We start from the raw sequence: 18,485 nt of genomic DNA on the forward strand, positions 1-18,485 counted from the left end.
TGGCAGCCCTTTTTTTTCAAATGATCAAAAACTAAAAAAAGAGGGGTTCCAATGGCTAAGACATTATTGGAAATGAAAAATATCACCAAGTTGTTTCCTGGCGTAAAGGCACTTGATAACGTAAATCTTACTGTTGAAGAAGGTGAGATTCACGCAATCTGTGGTGAAAACGGAGCCGGCAAATCAACCTTGATGAATGTTCTGAGTGGAATCTATCCATATGGAACATATAGCGGTGATATTGTTTACGATGGCGAAGTTTGTAAATTCCAGACGATTAAGGACAGCGAGGCAAAAGGAATAGTCATCATTCATCAGGAACTCGCACTTGTTCCTCTCCTGACGATCGGAGAGAACATGTTCCTCGGAAACGAACGGGGAAGCAAAGCAAAAATTAACTGGTCGGAGACATTTGACAAAGCCGATGAGCTTTTGAAAATGGTCGGCCTTAAAGATTCATCAAAAACTCTGATTAAAGACATTGGTGTCGGAAAACAGCAGCTTGTAGAAATTGCAAAAGCGCTTGGTAAGCATGTAAGGCTTCTTATTTTGGACGAGCCTACGGCATCATTGAATGAAATAGAATCAAAACACCTTCTTGACCTTATGCTTGAGTTCAAGAAGCAGGGAATGACTTCAATCATCATTTCACATAAGTTGAACGAAATCTCTTATGTAGCAGACAAGATTACAGTCATCCGTGACGGTACTTCCATCACTTCCCTTGATAAACAGAAAGATAGTTTTACAGAAGATACAATTATTTCGGCTATGGTAGGACGAAGCCTTACCGACCGATTCCCAAAACGTGAGCCACATATCGGCGACGTTTGTTTCGAAGTCAAAGACTGGTGCGTAGATCATCCTGTATTTGACGGAATTAAAGTCTGTGACCACATCAACTTCAACCTGCGAAAGGGCGAGGTTCTTGGAATTTCAGGACTTATGGGCGCTGGCCGAACAGAGCTTGCAATGAGCCTCTTTGGCCGTTCTTATGGAACCAACATCCGCGGTCACATTTACATGAACGGAAAGGAAGTTTCATTCCCTAACGTTAAGTCTGCAATCAAAGCCGGACTTGCCTATGTAACCGAAGACCGAAAGGGTAACGGTTTGATTCTTACCGAGTCAATCTGTAAGAACACAACTGCCGCAAAACCGGAAAAGATTTCAAAGCACTGGGTAATCGACTTCGACAAGGAGCGACAGTATTCAGAGCACATGGCTGTAGAAATGCACACTAAATGTGCGACAGTCATGGAAAATGTCGGAAACCTTTCTGGCGGAAACATGCAGAAGGTCCTTCTTGGAAAGTGGCTTTTTGCTGAACCGGACATCCTGATTCTGGATGAACCGACCCGTGGTATTGACGTTGGTGCAAAGTATGAAATTTACTGTGTCATCAACCGAATGGTAGCAGAAGGAAAATCTGTAATCATGATTTCTTCTGAGATGCCTGAAATTTTGGGCATGTGCGACCGAATCTACGTCATGAACGAAGGCCGCATGGTTGCCGAAATGGACGGACGAAGTGCAACTCAGGAAAAGATTATGACAGAAATCATCAATTCTGGTAAAAGCGACAATTTAGGAAAAAATGGAGACTAGTATGGAAAACACAAATAAGTTAACCTCATCCTTGAAAGCTGTTTTCAAGGGTAACACAATGATTTTCGTCCTTGTAGGCGTAATGCTTCTTTTTGAAGTTTTGATCGGCATTAAAACAGAGGGTGTTGCCTCTTTGTTTGCTCCGGCAAATATCACAAACATTATCCGCCAGAATGCTTATGTAGTTATTCTTGCTACAGGTATGCTTCTTTGTATCTTGACCGGTGGTAACATCGATTTGTCTGTCGGCTCTGTAGTAGCCCTAGTTGGTGCTCTTGCAGGTGTCTTCATTGTAAATCTGGGAATGCCTATCTGGCTTGCAATCTGTCTTTGTCTTATCATTGGTACATTGATCGGTGCTTTCCACGGCTTCTTCATCGCTTTCGTTCACATTCCGCCATTCATTACGACTTTGGCCGGTATGCTTCTCTGGCGCGGTGTTGCGACAATCGTTCTTGACGGTAAACCAATCGCTCCGTTCCCACAGAAATATCTGAACCTTTTCGAAAGCTTCCTTCCAAACGCAGGTGAGCTTACAGAAGCAAATGAACTTGAGGTTTTCGGTGAAATCGTAGACAAACACGTTTTGATTATCACAATGATCATAACATTGATTTGTGTAATCGCTTACATCGCAATGGAAATTGTCAGCCGCCAGAAGAAAATTAGAAACGGCTACACAGTTTCTTCAAAGAGCTCTTTCATTGCAAAGATTGCCCTTCTTTCTGTAGTAATCGTGCTCTTGGGACAGTTCCTTGCCCGTGACCGTGGTCTTCCAGTAATCCTTATCCTGCTCGGTGTCATCATCGCAGCTTATGGTTACTTCACACAGAATACAGTTCCTGGCCGCTACCTCTACGCAATCGGTGGTAACGAAAAGGCAGCCCGACTTTCTGGTGTAAACACAAACAAAGTAATGTTCTTTGCTTACACAAACATGGGCTTCATTTCAGCAGTTGCAGCTCTTGTTACAATCGCACGATTGAACTCAGCTCAGCCAACAGCTGGTCAGAACTACGAAATGGACGCTATCGCTTCCTGCTTCATTGGTGGTGCTTCGGCTTACGGTGGAACAGGTACAGTTTCTGGTGCCGTAGTTGGTGCTATCTTCATGGGTGTATTGAACAATGGTATGTCAATCCTCGGTGTTGATATGAACTGGCAGCGTGCCGTTAAAGGTTTGGTCCTTTTGCTCGCAGTACTCTTTGATGTAATGTCAAAGAAGAAGAAGAGCGGGAAATAAAAGGAAGATTTAAGCTGATTTCAGCTGCGGCTTCCAAAACAATTTTTTCATGTTGGGGTTCCCGGGTGGGAACCCCTTTTTTGTCACTCAAAAGATTGCCGGGGCACGCCCGGCAATGACAATAAGATGTCATTAGTCATTATCAGGCTTGACCCGATAATCTTACTGCTATTTTCCCTGCAAGTTTGGGATTACGAATTTTGCTTCGTCACCGGAATTTGCAGTAAAGGTTAGGAGTTTTGTTTCAGCATCAGTTGCAACGCTTCCAACCTTGATGTTCTTAGCAACATACAGGCCTTTTTCTGTAATGAAAGTAAGGCTTGTAACTTCTTTTCCGACAAGAGCGTGCTGAGGATAATAATCTTTGTCTTTCGGTGCTTTGAATCCAATCTGGCTTTTGCCCCAGAAGATGTTGCTCAAAGTTGTAAGACCGTAAGATTTTCCTTCTGCGCTTGTTGCGACGATTGCTTTCAATGCACTTAAAACCTGTTCACTCGTTCCTGCATCCGTAATTTTTTCGGCTTTGTCTGCCTCATCGCTGAAAGTGAGCTTTGTCACCTTGCCGGCGTTATTTGGATCATCTACATAAATTGTGATTGCCGGAGAGAAGTCGTGGTGAGCTTCACCGGCGGCAATCGTGACGTAAAGATTTTTGATTTCTTTTGCCTCGCCCACGATTTTACCTGCAGAAACTTTTCCGTCAATGACAGAAAGTTCTTTGTAATAAGCCGGCTCGTCTTTAAGAAGATAGTAGCTGTAATCAGCACTTTGGAAGAGATTCTGTTTTCCTTTGTAGCGGATTGTGCTTGCCCCTCGTCCCGTGGTCGTGATTTCAAATGAGGCTGTGTCATCGGTGATTTTATTTCCTGTGAGAGAAGAAAGTGAAGCTTTTGCAATCTTTACAGGATAGGTGATACCGCGTGTTGTTGCTTCTGATGCTGTGGTCTGTGTGTGGTAAGTTCCATAAGACATGTTCCCTGCTGCCGCTTTTGTTGTTGCAGAGCTGTATGCGTCAAATTCGATGGCCTCTTCCTTAAAGAAGGTTTCAAAAGGAATGTTTACGAGTGCGTAAGAATATTCTGCCATATCTGCAAGGTTTTCCTCGACGAACAGTTTGATTACATTCTCAATCATTTCAGAATCTGCGTCGTTGGGAATACCTGCTGCAAGCCAGAAGGCATATTCACCGCTCAATGCTGACTGAAGGTCGTTGATGTTTGAGCCGTAGCGGAATTCGATGTGGTATGTTTTTTCCGGTGTATCCGGGCAGAGAAGGAGGTATTTGTACTCTCCGGCATTTTCTTCTTTTGCCTTGTAAACCGCACAGTCGAAGCTTGTTGACTGGCCTTCTTTAAACATTGACGGGAAGAGGGCGTGCCAGTCGTCGTTTTTTCCCATGTGTGATATTCCCAGATATTCGTAAGTGTAGGTGTTTGTTCCCTCGCTTAAGCTGTATTTTCCATCTGAGGTTACTGCGAAAGTGAGCAGGCTGTTTTCCGGGTGCAGCTCGCAGTTAAAAAGACCAGCCGCTTTCTGCTCTGCACTGAGATTTTTTCCGTAAGTCGGGCCACTGATTGAGGATTTGAGCATTTTTGCCGTTGCTTCGGCTGCTTCACTTCCGATAAGGGGAGTGATGTATTTGAGCCATGTTGAGTCATATTCTGATTTCAAGATTGTTGGTGCAAAAAGACCTTTGTAAGTGCGGCTTTTTCCTGGACCTGCGAGGTCTTTAAATGCTGTCTCGGTGATTTTTACGGATTTTGTTGATTCAAGGACAGAATTGATTCCTGTGATGAGGATTTTTGCCTCGCTGTCTTTTGAATCTTTTGATGAAAGCACTTTTTCTGCTTTTTCAAGATTTGATTTGAGGGAAGAGAGGGAAGAGTCGGCTTCAAGATAGGCGTTTGCCTTGATGATTGCTTCGTTTAAGTCACTGATGCTGGAAGATGTAAGCTGATCAAGGTCCTGACTTGTTTTTTTGTCATCATCATCATCGCTGGAGCATGATGTGAAACCGAATGAAGCCGCAAGCAGTAAGGCTGTTAATGCGGCTGAAAGAACTTTTAATTTTTTCATAAAAACTCCTTTTTTTGAAATATTAGCACTTGCTAACGGGAGTGAATTTATTCTAATATATGTAATATGTCAATTACTTTCTTTGAAAATTATTTAAAATTATTGAAAAATAACTTATCTTTTGCTAATTTTTTGTATATGAAAAAGTTTCTTGCCTCTTCTTTGAGTTTTATGCTTTTTTCTGTCTTTCTTTCTTCATGCAGGCAGAGTAAATCCTTCGATACTTTCAATTCGATGAACACATATATGACCGTGCAGGTCTTTTCGTCAAATGCAAATAAGGGAGAGAAAGCCTGTTCTGCCGTAAAAGAAGAGATACTGAATCTTGAGAGGATTCTTTCAACTACAATCGAGGAAAGTGATGTCTATAAAATCAACCATTCATCTCTCAAAGCGACTTTGGCCCACAAGCCTGTTCAGGAACTTCTTGATTTTTCATCAATTATGTACGGGAAAACTCAGGGCCTTTTCAATCCGGCTCTTTATCCCCTGATACGGGAATGGGGCTTTACCAGCGAAGAATACAAAATCCCTGAGCAGAAACGCATAGATCAGCTTCTTTTGCTGACGGATTTTTCAAAAATTTCAATGCTTCCATCAGAATCAGCAGAAATGCCGGTCTCAGTTTTTGCAGAAGAGGGGATGCAGATTGATTTCGGAGCTATTGCCAAGGGATATGCGGCTGACATGGCAGTAAAAGTTCTTGCTGAGCATGGAATAAAATCAGCGTTACTGGACTTGGGCGGAAATATTCAGGCTCTTGGAAAAAAGCCGGACGGCTCCCTCTGGACTGTCGGGGTAAAATGTCCCTGGGACACGGAAAAAGTCGCCTGTGCCCTTAAAATCGAGTCAAAAGCCGTTGTTACCAGCGGCGGTTATGAGCGTTTTTTCACTGGCGAGGACGGAAAGACTTACATCCATATTTTTGACCCCAGAAGCGGAAGGCCTGCCGAAAGTGATTTGGATAGCGTTACGATAGTCTGCCCGAAAGGAATCTATGCCGACGCCCTCAGCACTTCGCTTTTTGTCATGGGAAGGAATGCCGCCCTTGATTTTTGGAAGTCCCTGGGCGATTTTGATTTTATATTGATTACTAAAGAGCGTGAAATTCTTTATTCTAAAGGACTTTCTTCCTATATAAAGCTTATTTTCCCGTTTGAAAAGGTTACCCTGGTGGAAGACTGAAATCCTCTTCAGTTCAGGCTTTCCTTTGCCCTCTGAAAAATGTTTCCCTTGGCCTTTATGAATTTGTCGCTCATGCCCTTATAGTAAAGCAGGGTCAGGGCCAGGATTGAATCTTTTGGCGGGCGGAGTGAAACCGCGCACTGGCTTAAGGCACTGACAGCCGAAAGTCTCAGGGATTTTTGAAGGGCACTTACGAAGGCTCCCTCAGTTACGGAAACGTTCCATATTTTGAAAAGGACTTTTCCCTCCGGCACGAGAATTGTAGAAATCAGTATGAAAATCCAGAGTGAAATGTGGGGAAGAAGGAGGATCTTTCGCTTGCAGAATTTTTGTGCGGCAAGGCTTAAGACAAGGGCGGTTGCAAGAATGGCTATGTTCTTTATGAAAAAAATGGAAGCGGCTGCAAAAAGAATTGCCAGGGCAAGAAGAATCTGAAGGAATGCCGACTTTTGATTCTGACTTTCAACTGCTTGCTCGATGTCGATTTTAGCAAAAGATGTTTTTTCTGAATCCTGGAATTTTAAGCTGAAAAAGGCCGTGAGGATGCCGCTTGCCGTATTGAAAATCAGTATGGGGCCGAATAAGGCAAAAGTTCCGCTTCCAAGATAAAGGGCGCAGCATAAAATCTGGACCAGGGCGCTTATTCCGGCTCCGAAAACTGAAATTCCGTAGACTGAAAGTAATTTTTCACCGCTTTTGCGGTTAAGGCCAGAAAGCAGGTACATGAAAATGCCGCTTGAAATGCTCTGGGCCAGGGAAATAATGAAAAAGGGCGAAAATAGGGTTCCGCTCATGAGGGAGGCCGCAATCGCTTTAATCAGGCAGAGAAGGGCAAAGGGGGCGAATGGAATTTTCAGGGCCATTAAGACCGCTATGTTTCCAAGACCCAGCCTGAAAAATGGGACTGTCCTCGGAAGAATCATTTCGATGTAGGAAAAAAGAAGGGTAAGGGCTGCAAAATAGGCTACAGTTTTTTTATTTTGTGAGGGCATCGAATTCTCCTTCTTCATCTTCCAGAGTGATGATTACATTGTTGGGAAGGCAGACAAGGGGTGAATCCCAGCCCTGATGCACGCAGATTTTGTTGGGGCAGGGAGAGTCGATTATGCGGATTCTACCATCCTTGATTTCGAATGTCGTGATTCCTATTGCTCCCTGAACCTTGTAAATGCCGTTTGCCTTTGCAGAATACTCATATTCACTGTCGTCAGCGCGGACATGGACTTTTGCTCCCCTGCGGAAAAGATTTTTGGCCGTAAGAAAGGCGCCGAGGGCTGTAAATAGAAAAATAAATGCAAAATCCAGCGGACGAAGACGTTTCATGAAAAGAATTATACAGACTTGCTCTTTTTCTGCCTATGGGAAAATCAGGGGCAGAACTTCGATTCAGAATCTTATTCGAAGCAGCCGTGAATGAGATTGTAGGCGACGCTTCCGGGGCCTGGAACCTTTGGAAGTTTGTTCCACTTAAACCAGCGGGCTTCAGTTAATTCTTCTTCCTGAATTTTAATCTCGCCGCTTTCGTATTCGGCACGGAAGGCGAGCATGAGCTGGTCCGGGAAAGGCCATGACTGGCTTCCGACGTAGCGGATATTCTTGACTTTAATGCCGGTTTCCTCAAGGACTTCACGGTGGACGGCATTTTCGATTGTCTCGCCCATTTCGACGAAGCCTGCAATGCATGAATAAACTCCGTCATTTCGCTTTTTGTGGCGGGCAAGAAGGATTTCATCGCCCTTGTTTATCAGCGTGATGATTGCCGGTTCGAGCTGAGGAAAAAACTGTTTTTTACAGTGGCTGCATGTGCGGGCCGTGAAATAGAGGTCGTCGATTAAAGGGGCACCGCATTTTGAGCAGAATCTTTTGTCCTGCTTGAAATTTAAAAGCCCACGCGCTCTGGCGGCAAGACCTGCAAGCTCAGCTCCGGAAATATTTTTTGTTTCGTCGGTTATGCTTATAAAGTCGTTGATTCTTTCGATGCCCTGCATTTTATGGAAAAAATCGCGCAGGGGGATATCAGTGCAACCCGCTGGATTTGGGGTGTCCTTTTCGAGAAGCAGTGCAGAATATCCATATTCAAGTTCAGCGAACCAGTCTTCGGCAACGTTCATTTCGAAACATTTGCGAACGACTGCATCATCAGGCAAAGATTCTCCCTGTAAAATGATGGAATTACCCCTGAAAACAAAGTGAATCTCGCAGAATACGTTCATCTGATTAGAAATCATCGGCATAAGATTATTATAAGCCCGAAGTTTCAAAAAAGAAAGTCTTTTTAATTCACTATTTTTTTGTTTTATGCTATTCTCTTTTCACGAGGTATCTATGAAAGTTGCTATTTTCTTCGGTTCAAAATCTGACACAGAGACAATGAAAAAGGCTGCCGACGTTCTCCGCGAATTCGGCGTTGATTATAAGGCATACATCCTTTCGGCTCATCGTGCCGGAGCTCTTCTTCACGAAACAGTCAAGCAGGTTGAAAAAGACGGCTGTGAGGTCATTATCGCAGGTGCAGGCCTTGCTGCGGCTCTTCCGGGAGTAATCGCAGGTGCTACTACTTTGCCTGTAATCGGTGTTCCTCTTGAATGTGTAAATCCTGGAAAATCAAACGGATTGGGCGGAATGGATGCACTTCTTTCTATAGTACAGATGCCTCCTCAGATTCCTGTTGCTACCGTCGGAATCAATTCTTCTAAAAATGCGGCATATCTTGCCGTTCAGATTCTTTCTATTAAATATCCGGAACTTAAAGAAAAGCTTCTTGCATTCCGCAAAAAACTTGCTGACGATGCAGCTGCAAGCGGTCTTGATGTAGAACTTTAGGTTATTGTTTGCATTTGCGAAAAACAGGAAAATATCTTATGAGTGACAAAGATTTTTTTGATTCAGAAGATGACAAATTTCATGATGAGTGCGGTGTAGTCGGAATTTTTCAGGCTTCAAAAACTTCAACCGATTCAAACGGAAAGGAAGTTCAGGAGCCCTATTCAGCAAAGCACTTTAATGCTGTTCAGCAGGTTTATTACGCCTTGTATGCCCTTCAGCACCGCGGTCAGGACAGTGCCGGTATCGCTGTCAGTGACGGAAGTGAAATGCGGGTTCACAAAGGCATGGGTGCTGTTTCCGAAGTCTTCAAGTCTGAGCATCTTGAAAATCTCAAGGGCCGTCTTGCTGTAGGCCATGTCCGATATGCCACGGCTGGCAGCTGTACTATTGAAAACGCCCAGCCTATGGTTCAGACTTCAAAGCTCGGTACTATTGCCGTAGCCCACAACGGTCAGCTCACAAATTACGAGCAGCTTCGTGAAATGCTTGAGGACGCAGGCTGTACCTTCCAGTCAAGCAGTGACACTGAGGTTATTGTCAAACTGATTGCCCGCTCATACAAAAAAGGCCTGGAGCGAGCCCTTACCGATACAATCCAGATGATAAAAGGCTCTTTTGCCCTCACAGTCATGACCGACAAATGCCTGATTGGTGCCCGTGATCCTAACGGAATCCGCCCACTCTGCCTTGGACAGACTGAAAAAGGCTGGATTTTAGCAAGCGAGTCCTGTGCAATCGACGCCGTCAACGGCACTTTTGTTCGCGACATCAATCCTGGTGAAATCGTAATCATAAATGACGATGGCGTTCTTTCCTTTGAATTCGGAGAACGCACTTCAAAACGCACTTGTATTTTCGAATATGTATATTTTGCCCGCCCTGACAGTGTAATCGACGGAATCCCTGTTCAGCAGGCCCGCTATGCACTTGGAGCCCAGCTTGCTCGTGAAAGCGGAGTTGCCGCCGATGTCGTTGTTGGAGTTCCAGACAGCGGTTTGGGAGCTGCTGTAGGCTATGCAAAAGAATCAGGCATTCCTTACGCTACAGGAATCATCAAGAACAAATATATCGGCCGCACCTTCATCGCCCCGACTCAAAAAGAGCGTGAAAACATGGTTTTCGTAAAGCTCAATGCGGTTCCATGCGATGTCAAAGGCAAGCGGGTCATTATCATCGACGACTCAATCGTCCGCGGCACAACGTCAAAGCGCCTGGTACAGATTTTGAGGCGGGCAGGGGCAACCGAAGTCCATTTCCGCATTTCTTCGCCTCCTGTAAAATTCCCATGCTACTTTGGAATCAACACCCCGAAACGCAGCGAGCTGATTTCCGCCCAGTATGACACTGAGGCAATCCGCAAGATGATTGGAGCCGATTCCCTTGCTTTCCTTTCGCCGGAGGGCTTAATGGAAGCATGCAGGGGAGTCAATCCTGAAAGCTACGGTTTCTGCAAGGGCTGCTTCACTGGTGAATATCCAATCGCTTGCCCGGAGAATGAATAATCTGATATAATAGGCAATCAAATTTCCTTTTGGAGTAAAAAATGGCAGTAAATTACAAAGATTCTGGCGTTGATGTTGAAGAAGGCTATAATGCCGTCAACGAGTACAAAGTTCATGCAAAAAGAACCCGAATTCCGGGCCTGCTCACTGATTTGGGCAGTTTCAACGGCATGTTCGAGATTCCAAAAGGACTTAAAAATCCTGTAATGGTTTCTGGAACTGACGGTGTCGGTACAAAACTTGACATTGCTTTCCAGCTTAAAAAATATGATACAGTCGGCATTGACTGTGTTGCCATGAGCGTAAATGACATTCTCTGCTCAGGCGTTCAGACTTCTTTCTTCCTTGACTACGTTGCATGCGGCAAGCTTGATGCAAAAGTTGCAGGCGAGCTTGTAAAGGGCGTTGCAGACGGCTGTGTTGACACTGGCTGTGCCCTTCTCGGCGGTGAAACTGCTGAAATGCCTGGCTTCTATGACGAAGGCAAATACGACCTCGCTGGTTTCGGCGTTGGCGTTGGCGAAAAAGAAAAGATGATTACCGGCACAAAAATCGAGGCTGGTGACGTTCTCATCGGTCTTTCTTCAACAGGCTGTCACTCAAACGGCTTCTCTCTGGTACGCAAGCTTGTTTCTGATTTCGACACACCATTCGAGGGCAAGACAATCGGTGAAGTTCTCCTTACACCAACCCGCATTTACGTTCGCCCGGTAATGGACGTTCTCGGAGCATTCGGTGACAGCATCCACGGCATGGTTCACATCACAGGCGGCGGTTTCTACGAAAACGTTCCTCGCATGTACGCAAAGGGCAAGAACCTTGTTTCTGTAATCAAAAAGGATTCATGGCCAAAGCCTGCAATCTTTGATGAGCTTATCCGGCGGGGGGCAGATTCAGAAGGAGTCTGGGGCACATTCAACATGGGTATCGGCTTCATCCTCGCTGTAAAGGCAAGCGATGCAGACGCAATCGTCGCCCGCTTCAACGAAAAGGCCGCAGCTTTTGAGACAGAGCCATACAAAAAGGCCGGTGCCACACCACTCAAGGCTTACAAAATCGGTCATGTAGAAGCTGCAACAAAAGACCTCGGTGACGACCTCAAGGGCAGCCACGAGGCAACAAAACTTATATAAAAACTGAGAAATTCCGACAATAAAGTATGAAAAAAGTTTTCTACGTTTTCTCTCTAATCTTTGCTGTCGGAATTTCTTCTTTATTATTCTTTACCAGTTCAGATCAAAAAATCTCCCTTTATTTACAGAAATTTATGCCGGAGCGCAAGCCATCGCTTCCTCTTGTCCTTGTTCCCCTTTCAGATTCTGATTTTATGGATGATTTTGACCCTCTTTCAGCTCAATCCAAAGAAAATATCCGTATTCTTGCCCGTGAGCTTGGCTGTAAGGACGTCCTTTTTGATGCTGATGACAAAAATTCCTTCGTTTACATCGATTCCATGGTTGAAAAAGTTAAGGCCGGAGTCGAAAAAAAAGCTCCCCTGATGAATTTTAAAATCGTTTTCCCTTCAAAAGACCTTTCGGGTGCCGATACAAAAACTCCCCCTGCCTTTAAGAACATCAATTCCAAAAATCTTCCATATTCATGCCATTTAGTCGCCAAAAAAGAGGGAAAATATTACGCAAATCAGGCTTTTTCTCAGGTACTCGCTCTGACAGGCTCTCCCATGATCAGCCTTTCTGACTCGGCCCTGCTCTTGAAAAATCTTTCCCTGCGTGACGGTTCTTCCTTGACCTCATTAAAAATTAGGCGCCTCTCTGACGGCTCGGTTCTTTTAAAATATCCCGGAAAATCATGGAAAGACTACGATAATGTCCCATTTTTCAAATTCTACAAGCTCTACATGCTTGAAAATGAACTCAAGGAAAAACTGACTTCTATGTCTGCCCAGGGCTTTTTCTGTGAGCTTAAGTCCGAAAGTCCCCTCGATGTCCTGAATTCCGCCCTCAGAGCCAGAAATTCCCGCAACGAAAACGAATATATCTTCTATAAAAAGAAGTTTTTTGTGCTGATGTCGGCTTTTCTTTCTGGAAATCAGGAGCGTGCCCTTTGCGAAGCCAGCAGCAGCGAGGAAAACCTTAATTCCATCAAGGAGTCCTTTGATTCCTGCCGCAAGCTTTTTTCAGAAATTGAGACTCTGCGCGTAAAACTTTCTGATTCGATTCAGAATTCCTTCTGCCTTTTTGCTATTTGCTCTGATTCCCAGACTGATTTTATTTCCACGCCTTTTGACCGGCATTTTCCGGCATCCCTTTTATCCTATGTGCTTATGAACATGGTTCTTGCCAGGGATTTTATCTTTTTCTGCCCGAAGTTGATTTCACTTGCCCTTGCCCTGATTTTCTGCCTTCTTTTTGCCTTTGCCGCCTATAGAATCAGGAAAAATCTTCTGATGATTGCATTCTCCCTTTTTTCTATTCTTTTCCTCTTGGCTGCAGTCATTTTTGTCCTTATTCAGTTTTCTCTTTTTACCGGACTTTCTGTTCCCCTTGCATCAGGACTTATCCTCGCCATCCTTTTGAACCAGCGGCAATTTAAAGAGTCAAAGGAAAAATCTCTTGCTCTTTCTCAGGCTTTTTCCCAGCCGCTTCCGCCAGTATTATTGAAGAAAATTAAAGCTCATCCTTTTGAATCCATGATTTCCGGCGAAAAAATTGAGCTTTCCCTGCTTTCTTCTTCAATTCGTGCCCTTGATTCCCTGAAATCCCTGCTCAATGAAGGTCAGTTTGTGGCTTTCATGAACTATTACTTCGAAAAAATTTCTTCTGCAAGCCTGAAATTCGATGGAATTATTGAGTCTTACCGGGATGACCAGCTTATTTCTGTCTTCGGGGCTCCTGTTTTTGATGAAAAGCACTGCGATTCTGCCGTAAATGCGGCCCGTGAGATGAAAAATCTTGATGAAGTAATGAATTCGGAAATAAGAAATTTCTCAAAATTTCCTAAGCCAGATGGAATGAATGATGATTTGTACACGGCTTTTTTCATTCTGGACCACAATTGCATAAAGATTCAAACTGATGTGGGAATCTGGTCTGGCCAGGCTTTTTGTGCCTGCATGGGTTCTGATTCCAGAAAATCTTACCGGATTGCAGACTCATCATGGAAAAATGCCCTTGAATTGAAGAATTTTAGTGCAAAAATAGAGGCTTCTGGTATAATTATTGATGAAAATACTGCTGATTCCGTAAAAAATGACTACATTTTGCGTAATATTTGCAGCTTTGACGATGAAAATCCCCAGCCTGTCTGCGAGGTTCTCGATTCCCTTGCTGCTGATGATGACAAGCTCTGGAACTATGCCAACTACTGGAATCAGGCCGTAGCCCTGGCTGAAAAGGGTGAAAAGTCTAAGGCTCTTGCAATTTTTCTTAAGCTTGCTGAAGGCCGGCCAAATGATAAGATTGCGAGGTATTCTATAAAACAGTTAAATATGGTAGAATAGGGGAATGAATATCACTGTTTTAGTAAGTGGCGGTGGCACAAATCTTCAGGCTTTAATTGATTATCAGAACTCTCATGCCGACTGCCCCTATCGGATCAAGCTCGTTATTTCTAACACTAAGAATGCTTATGCTTTGGAACGGGCTAAAAATGCGGGAATTCCTGTTGAGGTTAGGAGTCCTTTTTCTGTTCTCGGAAAAGAAAAGGCACAGTCGGCTTCCCGTGATGAGAAACGAATCGCAATCAGCGATGCGATTCTGGATTTGTGCCGTGAGTACGAAATTGATGCAATCGTTCTTGCGGGTTATCTTTCTGTTCTTGGTGGTAAAATCATCGGGGAATATTCCGGTAAAATCATCAATCTTCATCCGGCCCTTCTGCCAAAATTCGGCGGGGTAGGAATGTGGGGCCACAATGTTCATGAGGCAGTTCTTGCGGCTGGCGAAAAAGAAAGCGGCTGCACTGTTCATCTCGTGGATTCTGGCTGTGATACCGGCAAAATTCTTGTTCAAAAAAAGGTTCCTGTTCTCCCAGATGATACACCTGATTCTCTTTATGCCCGAATTGCCCCGGAAGAGCATAAAGCGATGGTTGAAGGCGTATGTCTGCTCGCTAAAATGCTCGCCTAGTCATTGCTGAAAATAGTCTTTTTTCTGTCAATTATGGATTATTGGATGTAGAAAAGAAAATTGCTTCCATAATATTAAAATAATCTTTCTTTTTTACTTGACTTTGGAAAACTAACTGTTAAAATAGAATATATGAGTGATTATCTTGACGCGACTAACGAAGAATTGTTAAAGGACTACTTCTCTGAGTCTGAAATGATGGTCGACAACCTCGAGAGCAATATTCTTGCAATCGAGAACGATCCTAATAACCATGACGCTATCGATGAAATCTTCCGTGCGGCACATACTCTCAAAGGCAATTCAGCAACTGTTGAATTCAGTGAGATTGCACATTTTGCACACACCATGGAAGATTTGCTCGACGAAGTACGTTCTGACAAAATTAAAGTTACAGAAGATATTGTTGATACGCTTTTGACTGCTCTTGATGTCATCAAAGCCATGCTTGAGGAGCGCAAAAATGGTTCCGTATATGGCGAAAGCGTAGATGAAATTACTGAAAAAATCCGTGGAATGATTGCTGGTGGTGGCGGACAACCCAAAGCTGCGGCATCTGCTCCAAAGGCGGCTCCTGCAGCATCTCCTGCTCCGGCGCCAGCTTCTTCTGGAAGTGCTCCAACGGTCAATCTTTCAGAGTATGAGCTTGTTGAGCTCAAGCAGGGCTGTGAGCCTGGTCAGCAGCTTTGGTCTGTAACCGTTACATTTGATGAAAGCAACCCTATGAATTCCGTTGGCGGTATTCAGGTATTTGCTGCCCTCAAGGCATGTGGTACAGTCCTCAAAACCATTCCAGATTTCGATGCCCTTTATGAGGACGAATTCCATAAAGACGTAGTATATTTTGTTGCTACTAATAATACTGCTGAACAGCTGGAAGATACTGCTTTCCTCGATGATGTTACATTGAGTGTTGATGCACAGAATCTTGATAACGCTGTCGCAAGTGATTCTGGTGCTTCAGAAGTTGCAGCCGCAGCTCCGGCTCCGGCTCCTGCCGCTCCACAGCCGGCTCCTGTTGCCGAGGCTCCAAAAGCAGCAGAGCCTGCACCTCAGCCAGCCGCTGCCGCACCGGCCGCAGATGCTCCAAAAAAAGAAGCTCCAAAACCGGCTGCCAAAACAGCTCCTGCTACAGGACACGCACAGCAGAGCACTATCCTCCGCGTAGACTCAAAGCGAGTTGACAACCTCATGAACCTCGTTTCTGAGACTGTCATCACAAAGGCTTCTTTCAACCAGAGCCAGCAGCAGTTTGCGGACATGCTCATTCAGTTCCAGAATCTCGATTCTTCTTACAAAGAAAAGATCCGCCGCATGTTCGAGCAGCTCCCTCAGTATCTCGAAGAAATTCAGAACGGAGTTGCTGTTAAGGACATCAAGGCAAACATTACAAACGATTTCGGCGACATCGCTACATTCTTCGATGCTTTCGAAAATCGTTTCAAGGATTTGAATTCCAAATTCCATTCTTCTACCCAGAACCTGGGCCGTATCACAGGCGAGCTGCAGGAAGGCATCATGAAAATCCGAATGGTTCCTATCAGTCAGGTTTTCGACCGCTTCCCTCGTGTCGTCCGCGATTTGCAGAAGGATTTGGGCAAAAAGGTTAATTTGATTCTTGAAGGTGAAGACACAGAACTTGATAAGACTGTAGTTGACGACCTCATGGATCCGATCATGCACTGTGTCCGAAACTCTGTTGACCACGGTATTGAATCTCCGGAAGTCCGCAAAAATGCGGGCAAAAACGAGACTGGTACAGTTCTCCTCAAGGCTGCCAACGAAGGCAACAGCATCGTAATCGATGTAGTTGATGATGGCGGCGGAATCAATGCTGAAAAGGTTAAAAAGAAGGCTATTGATAAGGGCCTCATTCATCCAAGCAAAGTTCTTTCCGACCAGGAAGCAGCTCAGCTTATTTTCTTGCCGGGCTTCTCGACTGCCGAAAAGATTACCAACGTTTCTGGTCGTGGCGTAGGTCTCGATGTCGTTAAAACGATGATTGAAAAGCTCAACGGTACGATTCAGGTAACAAGTGAGCACGGTAAGGGCTCTAAGTTCTCTATCCGCCTGCCGCTTACATTGGCTATCATTCAGGGCTTGCTGGTTCGTGTTGGCCGCGAAGTTTATTCAATTCCAATCGCATCGGTTATCGAGAGTGTTCGTGTTAAAAAATCTGAAATCAACACAATCGACAACCACGAGGTATTGAATGTCCGAAACGAAGTAATCAGTGTTCTTCGCTTGAGCCGGCTCTTCAATATCCGTACCAACGAGGACGGTGACTATTGCTTCGTCGTAATCGTAGGTTCTCAGGACAAGAAAATTGGTGTCATGGTTGACAACCTTATCGGCGAGGAAGATGTCGTAATCAAACCTTTGCGCGATCAGTTTACACAGTCACCTGGAATTTCCGGTGCTTCAATTTTGGGAGACGGTTCTGTTTCACTTATTATTGATGTCACTCAGTTGCTTGAACTTGGCGTCCGCCAGGAAATTCAGGCCCGCCAGGAAAACAGCATAGAGGACTAAGGAGAAGATTCATGGAAAATACAACAGAAAAGCCTTCTATCAACTCCGTTCTTAAAGAGAGCTTGGGTAATATTCAGAATATCGCAGGTGCTGATGCTGCAGAGACTCCAAAACAGGACAACATGGTTGTCGTTGACTATAAAATGGTCACATTCTCTCTTGCTGGCAAGGATTATGCTATTGATATTATGAAGGTCAAGGAAATTGCAAAGGCAGGTCGCTTCACTTATGTTCCGAACGCTTTGCCATTTGTCCTTGGTGTTTATAACCTTCGTGGTGATATTATTCCGATTATTGACTTGCGATTGTTCTTCAACATCGATATGCCGGAGCGTGAGTATGATGCCCTTGAGAATATGCTTATTGTCTCAATCGGTGAGCTCACTTTTGGTATCGTAGTTGATGAAATCGACAAGGTAGTCGGAATTCAAAAATCAACAATCAACCCTCCGCATCCTTTGTTTGGTGACATTAACATCAAATACATTCAGGGTGTAGTTGAGGTAAACAACCGCCTTTACGTTCTTCTTGATATTGATAAAATTTTCGGTTCAAAGGCTGATAACAAGGCTTCCGAAGATGCTGTCATGAAGGAAATGGCTGCAAGGGTAGCTGCATCTCCTGCTGGAGCTGCAAAAAAACAGGCTGCTCCGGCTCCAAAAAAGGAAGAGCGGGTTGATTATTCCTTCGTAGTTGATTCTTTGGCTTCAATGCGAAAATTCACTGCTTCCATGCTTAACGACAAATGGATGCAGGTTCGTTACAAGGAATGGGAAGGAGAGCGTGGAAAGGGAAAAACACAGCTTCAGACACCAGCTGATGCAGATATTTTCCTTAAAAAGTTCTTCTCACCTTTCAATGGTTCTTGGTGGGATAAAGCCTATGCTGATTCAGTATTTAAGGCTTTGCCTGACAATACCGCAAAACAGATTGTCGTTTGGAATCCGGGTTGTGGAAAGGGTTGCGAAACTTATTCTTTGGCCTGTATTCTTCGAAAGCGTTATCCTGAAGCAAAAGTGAGAATCTATGCTCATGAAGTTGATTTGCTCAGTATCTCTAACGCACCTTTGCTTGCAGTTCCTGCCGATGTTGCCAATGATTGGTACGCACCGTATATTACAAAAAAAGCTAACGGGGATTTCACATTTATTCCTGAGATTCGCGATAGTATTTTGTTTGAATATCACGACTGCGCAAACACCAATAACTTGCCAACTTGCGATATAATCTTCGCTAGGGATGTACTATCGTTCTTGCCAGAGCCTAGTCAGCAGACTATTGTTTCTGAGTTCTATGAAAAACTCAAGGGAAACGGCGTTGTTATGCTTGGTCAGAATGAATCTCTTGAAGAGAATCCAAAGTGGTCAACAACAAAAGTTGGAACAATAACTATTTTTGGAAAGAAATAGCCAATAATAAAGGAGT

General features: G+C 44.3%; 14 protein-coding genes. 10 read left to right on the plus strand and 4 right to left on the minus strand.

Features of this window, described 5'->3' with window-relative positions; translation table 11 throughout:
- Window positions 1–51: 51 nt before the first annotated feature.
- Together mmsA and mmsB are read left to right on the plus strand one after the other, a co-directional pair.
- Window positions 52–1,608, plus strand: coding sequence for a multiple monosaccharide ABC transporter ATP-binding protein (mmsA, locus tag HNP76_RS07555; RefSeq protein ID WP_184659116.1), 1,557 nt, complete (start codon window positions 52–54; stop codon window positions 1,606–1,608).
- A 1-nt stretch (window position 1,609) separates the two neighbouring features.
- Window positions 1,610–2,851, plus strand: coding sequence for a multiple monosaccharide ABC transporter permease (mmsB, locus tag HNP76_RS07560; protein WP_184659119.1), 1,242 nt, complete (start codon window positions 1,610–1,612; stop codon window positions 2,849–2,851).
- Window positions 2,852–3,019: 168 nt separating this feature from the next.
- On the opposite strand, the gene HNP76_RS07565 is transcribed toward mmsB, so the two are convergent.
- Window positions 3,020–4,927 carry a hypothetical protein gene (locus HNP76_RS07565; RefSeq protein ID WP_184659120.1) on the minus strand — a complete coding sequence of 636 codons (1,908 nt, stop codon included), beginning with the start codon at window positions 4,925–4,927 and terminating at the stop codon, window positions 3,020–3,022.
- A 138-nt stretch (window positions 4,928–5,065) separates the two neighbouring features.
- On the opposite strand from HNP76_RS07565, the gene HNP76_RS07570 reads away from it, so the two are divergent.
- Window positions 5,066–6,112 carry an FAD:protein FMN transferase gene (locus HNP76_RS07570; RefSeq protein WP_184659123.1) on the plus strand — a complete coding sequence of 349 codons (1,047 nt, stop codon included), beginning with the start codon at window positions 5,066–5,068 and terminating at the stop codon, window positions 6,110–6,112.
- A gap of 8 nt (window positions 6,113–6,120) precedes the next feature.
- Here HNP76_RS07570 and HNP76_RS07575 read toward each other — a convergent pair whose 3' ends face one another.
- The 3 genes from HNP76_RS07575 to nudC form a co-directional block, all read right to left on the minus strand.
- Complete coding sequence (locus tag HNP76_RS07575) at window positions 6,121–7,104, minus strand: Gx transporter family protein (protein ID WP_184659125.1); 984 nt, start codon at window positions 7,102–7,104, stop codon at window positions 6,121–6,123.
- On the minus strand, window positions 7,088–7,435 hold the full coding sequence (locus HNP76_RS07580; protein ID WP_184659127.1) for a NusG domain II-containing protein: 348 nt from the start codon (window positions 7,433–7,435) through the stop codon (window positions 7,088–7,090). The genes HNP76_RS07575 and HNP76_RS07580 overlap by 17 nt, the downstream gene beginning before the upstream one ends.
- A gap of 71 nt (window positions 7,436–7,506) precedes the next feature.
- On the minus strand, window positions 7,507–8,346 hold the full coding sequence (nudC, locus tag HNP76_RS07585; protein ID WP_246462631.1) for an NAD(+) diphosphatase: 840 nt from the start codon (window positions 8,344–8,346) through the stop codon (window positions 7,507–7,509).
- Window positions 8,347–8,437: 91 nt separating this feature from the next.
- Here nudC and purE point away from each other — a divergent pair, with 91 nt between their 5' ends.
- The 7 genes from purE (at window position 8,438) to HNP76_RS07620 (ending at window position 18,469) form a co-directional block, all read left to right on the plus strand.
- Complete coding sequence (purE, locus tag HNP76_RS07590; protein ID WP_184659129.1) at window positions 8,438–8,935, plus strand: 5-(carboxyamino)imidazole ribonucleotide mutase; 498 nt, start codon at window positions 8,438–8,440, stop codon at window positions 8,933–8,935.
- A 38-nt stretch (window positions 8,936–8,973) separates the two neighbouring features.
- Complete coding sequence (gene purF, locus HNP76_RS07595) at window positions 8,974–10,440, plus strand: amidophosphoribosyltransferase (RefSeq protein ID WP_184659131.1); 1,467 nt, start codon at window positions 8,974–8,976, stop codon at window positions 10,438–10,440.
- A 41-nt stretch (window positions 10,441–10,481) separates the two neighbouring features.
- Complete coding sequence (purM, locus tag HNP76_RS07600) at window positions 10,482–11,573, plus strand: phosphoribosylformylglycinamidine cyclo-ligase (protein WP_184659133.1); 1,092 nt, start codon at window positions 10,482–10,484, stop codon at window positions 11,571–11,573.
- Between the two features lie 26 nt (window positions 11,574–11,599).
- Window positions 11,600–13,900 (plus strand): adenylate/guanylate cyclase domain-containing protein, encoded by a 2,301-nt coding sequence (locus tag HNP76_RS07605; protein WP_184659135.1) that lies wholly within the window; start codon window positions 11,600–11,602, stop codon window positions 13,898–13,900.
- Between the two features lie 4 nt (window positions 13,901–13,904).
- Window positions 13,905–14,528, plus strand: coding sequence for a phosphoribosylglycinamide formyltransferase (gene purN, locus HNP76_RS07610; RefSeq protein WP_184659137.1), 624 nt, complete (start codon window positions 13,905–13,907; stop codon window positions 14,526–14,528).
- 132 nt (window positions 14,529–14,660) lie between these two features.
- A complete protein-coding gene (locus tag HNP76_RS07615) occupies window positions 14,661–17,060 on the plus strand; it encodes a chemotaxis protein CheA (RefSeq protein ID WP_184659138.1) in 2,400 nt (799 codons plus the stop codon).
- An 11-nt stretch (window positions 17,061–17,071) separates the two neighbouring features.
- Window positions 17,072–18,469, plus strand: a complete 1,398-nt coding sequence (locus HNP76_RS07620) for a CheR family methyltransferase (protein ID WP_184659140.1) — start codon at window positions 17,072–17,074, stop codon at window positions 18,467–18,469.
- The last annotated feature ends 16 nt before the right edge of the window (window positions 18,470–18,485 follow it).

Origin of the sequence: Treponema ruminis, from assembly GCF_014201975.1 — a bacterium.
GTDB lineage: Bacteria > Spirochaetota > Spirochaetia > Treponematales > Treponemataceae > Treponema_D > Treponema_D ruminis.